At 57.0% G+C, this 8412-nt stretch carries 6 protein-coding genes and 1 pseudogene; 1 reads left to right on the plus strand and 6 read right to left on the minus strand.

Going from position 1 to position 8412, the window contains the following annotated elements:
• The first annotated feature begins 321 nt into the window (after positions 1–321).
• Positions 322–1152: a carbonic anhydrase gene (locus L692_RS0121510; protein ID WP_051503555.1), complete on the plus strand. Its 831-nt coding sequence runs from the start codon at positions 322–324 to the stop codon at positions 1150–1152.
• Between the two features lie 458 nt (positions 1153–1610).
• Here L692_RS0121510 and L692_RS0121515 read toward each other — a convergent pair whose 3' ends face one another.
• The 6 genes and pseudogenes from L692_RS0121515 to L692_RS33095 form a co-directional block, all read right to left on the minus strand.
• Positions 1611–1997 carry a GIY-YIG nuclease family protein gene (locus L692_RS0121515; protein ID WP_232238839.1) on the minus strand — a complete coding sequence of 129 codons (387 nt, stop codon included), beginning with the start codon at positions 1995–1997 and terminating at the stop codon, positions 1611–1613.
• A gap of 47 nt (positions 1998–2044) precedes the next feature.
• Entirely contained in the window at positions 2045–2524 is a 480-nt protein-coding gene (locus L692_RS0121520) for a DUF6530 family protein (RefSeq protein WP_025702076.1), read from the minus strand.
• 159 nt (positions 2525–2683) lie between these two features.
• Positions 2684–5917 carry a coiled-coil domain-containing protein gene (locus L692_RS0121525; RefSeq protein WP_025702077.1) on the minus strand — a complete coding sequence of 1078 codons (3234 nt, stop codon included), beginning with the start codon at positions 5915–5917 and terminating at the stop codon, positions 2684–2686.
• Positions 5914–6594, minus strand: a complete 681-nt coding sequence (locus L692_RS0121530) for a hypothetical protein (RefSeq protein WP_025702078.1) — start codon at positions 6592–6594, stop codon at positions 5914–5916. The genes L692_RS0121525 and L692_RS0121530 overlap by 4 nt, the downstream gene beginning before the upstream one ends.
• A complete protein-coding gene (locus L692_RS0121535; protein WP_232238840.1) occupies positions 6509–7960 on the minus strand; it encodes a hypothetical protein in 1452 nt (483 codons plus the stop codon). Before L692_RS0121535 ends, L692_RS0121530 begins: the two co-directional genes overlap by 86 nt.
• Positions 7945–8412, minus strand: a pseudogene (locus L692_RS33095) (Toprim sub domain-containing protein); the annotation flags it as partial. The pseudogene L692_RS33095 and the gene L692_RS0121535, both read right to left, overlap by 16 nt.

The raw sequence follows: 8412 nt of genomic DNA on the forward strand, positions 1-8412 counted from the left end.
TGTAATAGAGACATCATTGAAGAGCGGCCTTCAAAGTCAATGCCATGACTTTGAAGGCCGTTCTTATTAGAAATATAGGAATCTGCAAGTTTCACGCTTATGGATGACCTTATATTTCTACAAGGAACGTACTTGCATCCGCCAAGGACGCCGTCAGGCGTTTCCGCTTCTCTGCATAAATATGAAACCGGAGCTGTGGCTCCATCCGATGCCGGAAAAGACGGTCACTCGAAATGGGACTGTACGCCCTTGTACCTGTTTTTTCCATAAAGTAAAATGATTAAAGTTTTATAAATACATAATCTGGAAGAAGGAATGGAAATGAGTTTACTGAAACCGTATTCCCGGCTGCTGCTGGTCTGCGGGCTGGTAACGGGTCTGCTGGCAGGCTGCGCGGAGAAGGAGCAAGCCTTGCAGAACACGGAGAAGAGTTCACCCGCGCCAGCCGCCCCGGCCGCCGCCAAGGCTCACTGGTCGTATGAGGGAGACACCTCCCCTGAACATTGGGGCGAGCTCGAAGAGGATTTCGAGACCTGTGAGCTGGGGAAGGAACAATCTCCCATCGATATTGAGGCCCCCGATGTGAAGAAGGACAGTCATCTCTCCCCGGTGGAGGTTGATTATTCGCCATCGGAGGTGTCTCTCGTCAACAACGGACATACGATACAGGTCAATGTGTCAGGGGAGAACAACCACATCGTACTAGAGGGAAAGTCCTACACGTTGAAGCAGTTCCACTTTCATTTGCCAAGCGAGCATGAAGTGGGTGGCAAGCATAACGAAATGGAATTGCATTTCGTTCACAAGACTGCGGACGGGGAAATTGCGGTGCTCGGTATCCTGATTAACGGCGGCGCGGAGAACGCGGAATTGAACAAGCTGTGGTCACAGCTGCCCCGGGAAGAGAGTGAGGAAGCAGTGGCGATTGACGGAAAGTTCGACCTGAAGGCGCTGCTGCCGGGAGATCTTCACTCTTACCGCTATCACGGCTCGCTGACTACGCCGCCATGCACCGAAGGGGTGCAGTGGATCGTCCTTCAGCAGCCCGTGGAATGGTCCGAGGCGCAAATCGGCGCGTTCCGTACCCTGTTCCCGCATGATAATCGCCCGGTTCAGCCGCTTGAAGGCCGGACACTTGAGACGGAAGGGTAAGTAGCCCGAAGTCTTACTGTGTGGACTTTCGCGTCCGTTCTCCAGGCGACAAACCATCCGTCGACGGACGATCATTTGCAAGCAACCGCATAATCCGGAATCCTCAGACTGCCGAGAAAGCTGCTTTCCCGGCAGTCTCCGAATTCTCCGGTTTATTTCGAAGCAAGGGGCCGGTCGGCTAACGGGATTTCATCCAGCTAATTTCGGCGAAAAACCGCTTTTCGAGCAATTAATGGGATTTCATCACCCTAAATCTACCGTTTTTGCCGTAATCATCAGATATCCCGCTAATTAACAGGAGAAATTCCAGTTAGTGAACCCAATGCATCTGCCTTCCGCAAGATTAACGGGAGAAATTCCAGTTAGCTCGGATGCTTCATCGGTTGCGGAACAAGATCTTCCGCCTATCCATACAGGCGAGAGATACCCGGCATCCGTTTCAGTGTATCCATCCCTATTTACTTCCTCCGCTTCGGCTTGTTGTACCCCTTGTCTCCAAAGGGCTGGAGCTTCTCGATCCACAGCTCAAGAAGCGCATCTACTTCTTCCTGATACTCATTTAGTTCGGATCTGTCATTCAAAATCTCTTCGCGCGGCTTGATTTGATCCAGCTCCTCAAAGACGAAGCTGTCCCCGCCGTATTCATTCCAGTCCTGCTTCAGTTCGTGGATGTTGTTTAAATTGGACTGCCGCATGAATTCAAGCCGGTTTCTGGCGCCGGTCAGATCCATGCTGCCCAGCACCAGGATTTTGCCGTTCTTCACATTTCGAATCTGGTAAACGCCCATCGGCCGAAACGATTGGACATAAGCCGACGCAAGCTCTTTCTTCTTTTGCTTATCCATGGACATCATTCTTCCTCCCTGGTCTTCAATCGGATCTCTTGAATACTTTAGTAGCCCATTTCCTTCAAAATTCGGGACAGCGTGCCCAGACGCTCGCCGATCAGCTCGCTGTCATCGCTCAGCGCCTGGCTGAACAGCTTGATGTCTTGGTTGATTTTGTCATTGTCCGTGCATACGGATACGGTCATCGCGTCCCCCTGAAGGCCCACACGATCAATCACCGGATTCTCCGGATCATACAGATTCTCGTAGCGGTAAGCCTCCCGGAAATGAACCATGCTTCGGGTCACCAGGATGGCAAGGTCAAGCACCCGATGAAGCGGCAGCTCCTCCGATTGTCTCGACCATTTCTCTCCCGTATGCCGCCACACCTTGGCGGAAATATCGACCTTCCCCCGGTCGTTCCACTGGGCCAACCCGAGCGATAAGCCCTTCGTGTCCGATTGATTCGCGTATCTGCCATCGACGTTCTCGTAATTCTCGGATACAATAACCGGTTTATGCTTTAGCGTTGTCGGTATTTTCATGTCTTCGTTCCCCTGTCCCTTAATGCATTTTAATATCACCTATTTACTAATTTACTAAATTACTAATTCAGTAACAATGGCTATAGTAGCCCAATCCGCATCGGAAGTCAACAAAAAACGCCCAGGATTCCCCATCCCGAGCGTTAACTTCAAGCTTTTTCAAACCTTATTCTCAACTTTTCTCTTCATTCTGATCACTGCGCTTTTCGGAACTCTCGCATCATGATACACGACAAACGCCTCGTTAAAATGCCGCAAGTAATCCGGTTCATGGGATTTCGGAGACAAAATAATCATCTTTCTGGACAATTCCTGCTCGTATAGCTCAAATACTTTGGATTTTCTCCCTTCGTCCAGGGCGCTGTCGAACTCGTCCAGCACAATGTATCCCGGCTCCGCCTGGATCGTCTTCAGCAGCGCGAGAGCGAACAGAAGCGAGCTGAGCGATTCCTCGCCTCCCGACACCCCTTTGCCGACGCGTCCTCCCCGGCCCTTCATGCCAACTTCCTCCAGCGGGCCGCGGTGTCCCTGCTTTCGGGCTTTGATGTTCAGGTAATACTTGATATTGCCCTGCTTCATCTCCTGCATATCCCAGCTCACTTCGCCGTCAAACGAGAACTGGTCCATGTAGCGGACAAACCGGCTGCCCACCCGCTTGATTTCATAATTGGTCGTGCTGACCAGCTTATCCTCCAGCTCGGCGAGACTTTCCTCCAGCTGGCGGAGCAGCATGCGGGCGTCCTGCACCTCGCGCTCGCCCCGTTCAAACTCCGCTTTGACCTTCTCGTAATTCTCCAGCGCGTTCTCGTCGACAAGCTCGCCCAGCGCCTGATTTAATTGAACCAGCGCGCCTTCCTTATGCGACTTGGCCTGGGCCGGATTCCAGTCCGGCGCAGGCGGAAAATCCGGGGACTCCTCAAGAAGTCCGGCGTACACCGCTCGCAGGCGATCGGTCCAATCGCTGAAAAACTGCCGCTCCGCAGCGCGGTTCTCCTCGGCGACCTCCAGCCGTTCCCAAAGCTCCTGTTTCTCCCGGCCCAGCGCCTCCAGCGTCTTCTTTGACTCTTCGATATACTGGTGCTTCTCCCTGATCCGCCGCTTCGCCGATTCCAGCGAACGGTCCAGCCGGTCGCTTTCCGCAAGCAGGTCCTGAAGCGCTCTCTCCAGCCCTTGCAGCCGTTCTGCGGAGGCTTCCAGCTCCAGGGCAAGCTGTCTGAACCGCTCGATGTTCTCGCTTTCCCGGTCGGCCCGGTCATAGATTTGCCGGTAGCCTTCAAAGGTATCGATCCGGACCGCAAGCTCCGCCGCCTCCCGGTTCAGCCTCTGCCGCTCCTGCGCCGCGCCGTCCCGGACTTCCGCCCATTTCCTCTGCTCGCCGGTCTTCCGCTCCAGCTCGCGCCCGCGCAAATCCCGCTCGGCGACGGCGCCCACGACGATCTCCGCCTCTTTAACAAGCTGCAGCACCGAGCGTATAAGATTCAGCCGTTCCTCGCATTCCGCAAGATCGCGGCGGACGATCCCAAGCTGAAGCTGCAGCTTCTCCAGCTCTTCGCCGGCGCGCTTCGCCCGCAGCTTGATGCCCCGAGGGTTAAGAATCCACCGCTTGTCCTCCTGCGGGCCTCTCCGGCCCAGAGAATCAACAAGCTGACCATTCCTCAGGCGGGCTCTCGAAGAATCGGAGCCGGACACCAGCGCACCAACCCACCACAGCGCTTTTTGAGCGGCGGCGTAGGTGGGGTCGTCGAGATCCTTTTTCACCCGGAGGCCAAGGAAAGGCAGCTCATCCGCCGTTCGTTCCGGAACAACTGTCGGCAGCTCCACATGGTACACATCCGTCGGAGCCGCGAAGCCCCTCGCATCCACGAACAGCGTATATTTGACGGCCTCAAGCTGATCCTCCCGCTCCAGCGGAATATGCTCATCCAGCTCCAGCAGATCGCGGAGGGTATAGACCGCCACTCCCTGGCCGCGCAGACGGCGGATCGACGCTTCCTGCCTCAAGCTGTACATCCCGCTTCCCGTGGTCAGCGCCTCCAGCTCATCCTCAAGCGACCGGATGCTCCGCTCCAGTTCACGCCCGCTGTCCCGCAGGGAAGACCGCTTGCTTTCCAGACTCTCCGCTTCCTGCTCGAGGGCTGCGCTTCCCCCGTATTGGGCCAGCATTTTCTTGGCGTCGCCCAGCCTCCGGAAGTCTTCCTCCAGAGCATACTCCAGCTTGCCGATTTCCGTAGCCAGCCAGTCCAGATGCGTCTGCGCCTCCTTGTAGGTCTCCTCCGTCTCCCGGCCTTTCACTTCGGTCTCCCGCAGCTTCCCCCGGTCCTGCGCGAGCCGTTCTTCCACCTCGCCCTTGGAGCAGGGTATCGCCCGAATCTGTCTATCCAGCTCCCGGAGCGTATCTTCAAGCTGCCGGTACTCGTCATTACATTGCCCGCGCAAGGCGCGCTCCTTCGCTGCTTCGCCTTCCGCCTCCTCAAGCTTCCGGTTCAGCTCTCCCATTCGCCTTGTTCTTTCCTCCAGCTCCTTCAGGTAAGCTTGATGCTCTTCCTCCAGCTTCATCCGGCGGTCAAGCTCATCCTGATGACGCACTTCAAGCTCATCCGCCTGCTCCTTCAGCAGCTCCTGCTCCCTGCCGTACAGCCGCTCAAGGGCAGCCGAAGCGGTTAGTACGCTCTCAAGGCCAAGCCTGCGCCGCTCGTTCCGGCTGACCAGCCGGTCCCGCTCCTGCTGCCAGTTGCCCAGGTTCAGCCTGTGCGAATGCTGGTTGCTCTCCGCCGTCTGGAGCGCCGACTGGGCGTCTTTGCGTTCCTCCTTGACCTTTTCCCAGTTGTGCTGCATCCGCTCGATGCCGGTCATCTCGCTGAAAATACGGAAGCGCTCCTCGGGACGCATCACAGCGAACTGGTTCACATCCTGCTGATACCAGATCAGGTAAAAGGCATCCGGGTCCACTTTGTATTTATGCTGGAGCTGATGCCGGTACTCATGGAGATGGTTGGTTCCGTCTCCCGGCGTATAGCGGGTCTCCCTGGTCCAACTCCACGGCTCGTCGCCCTCGCATATAAAATACTCCTTCCGCAAGGGATCGCCGGGCTTCTGCTCCAGATTCAGCCGGAACCCGATGTATGCGGCCGCGTCGACGGGACTTGTTCCGATGTTGGCGAATACAAGCTGAATCGTGGCCTGCCATACACGGTCCGGCGGCAGATTGCGGGAACGCAGCCCTTCCAAATCCACTTTGGCGGAAGCCAGCACCGCTCCAAGGCAGAAGGTAATCGTTGATTTGCCCGAGCCGTTCGGCCCGCCGATCAGCACATGGTCTTCCGGGCCGCCCCATTCCAGCCTCGTATCCGGGAAGTCGCGGATGCCGCTAAATTCCAGCGCCCAGGGGTTCAATATCCCTCACCTGCTTCCAGATTGTAACGTTTAAAGAACTTCAGCACATCGTCCATATTCAGTTGCTGGGAATGGCTGAATTCCGCGAACCGCTTCAGATAGGAATCCGAGAACAGCCGCGCCCCGATCGAGGTCAGCGCATAGGCTTCCTCACTCGACGGATTCTCATAACGGGACACGGCGCCCAGCTTGATCAGCGTATCCAGGTTCGCCAGGATTTTCCGCCTTACATCCAGCGATTCATGCCCGAACGCCTCCAGCAGCTGGGTGAACAGGGTGAAATCGTTCTGCAGCACCTCCTGATGGTAAAAAATAAACATCAGCAGCGCCAGACTTTCGGAGGACAGCAGCTCCCTCGCCTGTCTGGCCGGCACATGAATGAGCACGACCGCCCGGTCTCTGCGCTCATCGTAGATCAGCCTGTAGTAGCGGGCAACCGATTGATTCACCCTCTTCACAAAAGAAGCAAATCCCTGCTCATCCCCCTGATCCAGCTTCAGTATCTTCATCACCTCGCGCCGGGACAGGCCGAAGCTGCCGCTGCGGACCGCAGCCGACGACGAGAACATAATCTGCACAAATGCATATTCCTCATCGGGGCTGAGCACCGCGGACAGCCGCTCCATCGCCCCCAGCGGCAGATTGCTGTGCAAGCTCTCCGGTTCTTCTAACGACATGCCGATCTCCTCCTTCGTTCACAAGCTGCCATTCGGCCTGTGGGCCGTCTGCCCGCAAATCCGGGGTCGGGTCTTCTCCCCGTTCAATCGCCGCCCGCTGCCCGCCAACCAGAGCGGAGACGGCCAGCAGCGCGTTCAAGGCATCGCTCCAGCGCTCCGAGCCCGCCTCTAGCACAAGCTGCTCCAGACCGACGCAATCCCGCTCCAGCAGAATCCGCTCCGCCTCGTCTGTCCGGATTCGGGCTTTGGTCAACTGCCACTCGATCTGCGCCAAATGAGCGCCAAGCTCCTCCTCGGTCCATTCTTCCGCCTCCGCATATTCCGGCTCCAGACGCTCCCGGATCGGCTCGGTGGAAGGCACATAGTTCTCCAGATAGCTTACGGTCGCGGCCAGTTGGAGGTTGGACACGGGAGAGGCGAACTGAACGGGCACCCACATGCCGTCCAGACGCTCTCCGGGTACGCGGTCCTGCTCCAGAAAGCTCAATATCTCATGGGCATTCGGCAGCTCGGAATCGGCGGTTTTGTAGAAGGAGCGGATAATAAACTGGCGGATGGCCTGCGGGGAAATCTCGGACCGGACCTCGGTCTGCTGCAAGTGGGCGAAGCCCAGAAATTTATTCAGTGTTCCCAAAGACACCTGCGTTCCTTCAAACATAATTTCCGTGCCTTTTTTGAGCAAGGGCGCAAAGGAAGCCCCTTCCTCGAAGGTGGTGAATTTGTCCAGCCGCTCGTTCATCCGCGCGTTCAGCTCCTGCATCAGATCCACAATAATCCGGATTTGCGGCAGCGCGTTCCGGTCGGCGAGCAGCTCAAGCTGCCGCTCTTTCAGTTTGTCCACGGCATCCATCACATTGCGGATCATGCTGGCCAGCCGGTTACCCCCGGAAATCCCCTTGTCGTCGTAAGCCTCGCTGAGATCCGCATCCCGTCTTGCCTGAAACAGCGAGCGGGCCACGTCGTCCTGCATATAATAGGCCAGCGAATCATTCGCCAGACGGATCAGCATATCCATCATCCGTTTGCCGACATCCATCATTGTAAGTCTCCGCTTGCTGCGGATGATCCAGTTATATTTCTGCAGCACATTCAGCAGGCGCTCCATCGGAATTCCCGGCTCGTAACCATAGCGGTTCCTGAACCGGTAAAAGAGCGCGTCCGCGTCCTCCAGCGGCTCGTCCAGCCCGAGCGCCTCCTGCTGGATCAGGTTCAGCATTTTCAGAATCTCCAGCACTTTCAGCGGTTCTTCGAAGTATTCCCGCAGCTCGGTCAGCACCCCCGCAAGCTTGACAAGATCCCGCAGCGATTCCTTGCGGAGATGCTCGGGCACCCCGCCGCCAAAGATAGAAATCAAAGCTCCATCCACATGTTCCAAATGTCCCTGTCCCCCATTTCCGCTTCCTGCTCACCTGCCTCATTCCGGTCCAGTCCGGCAAGCGCGGCCGCCTCATAGGACTCCCATGTGCGGAAAAGGCGGGAGCGCGGGTGTTCGCCCCGGCGGTCCCCGGCAGCCGGCCCAATCCATTTCACCCGCGCCGGAGACGCAGGCGGCAGCAGGGCGCGCACGCTTCTTGCGATGTCCAGCCCGGACTTGTCGCCGTCGCACCATACAATGACCTGCCCAATCGACCTCGAGCCGGTTAATACATCCTTGATCAGCTTGCGGTGCCCGCTTCTAAGCTGTCCGTCCAGCCCGATAATCAAGCTGCCCGAGTTCAGCAGAAAATCCGGTTCGGCGCTCATCCGGGTGAGCACGGCCCGATTCTCGGTCAGCCATAAGGTGTGGCAGGCGGTCCGGAATTCGGTCTGCCACACGGC

This window comes from Paenibacillus forsythiae T98 (assembly GCF_000520735.1).
In the GTDB taxonomy this organism is placed as follows: domain Bacteria; phylum Bacillota; class Bacilli; order Paenibacillales; family Paenibacillaceae; genus Paenibacillus_AQ; species Paenibacillus_AQ forsythiae.

Excerpts from the sequence above, each read along its gene's own strand:
- L692_RS0121530 (WP_025702078.1), bottom strand. The coding sequence starts at position 6,594 with ATGTCGTTAGAAGAACCGGAGAGCTTGCACAGCAATCTGCCGCTGGGG.
- L692_RS0121510 (WP_051503555.1), top strand. The coding sequence starts at position 322 with ATGAGTTTACTGAAACCGTATTCCCGGCTGCTGCTGGTCTGCGGGCTG.
- L692_RS0121515 (WP_232238839.1), bottom strand. The coding sequence starts at position 1,997 with ATGGATAAGCAAAAGAAGAAAGAGCTTGCGTCGGCTTATGTCCAATCG.
- L692_RS0121520 (WP_025702076.1), bottom strand. The coding sequence starts at position 2,524 with ATGAAAATACCGACAACGCTAAAGCATAAACCGGTTATTGTATCCGAG.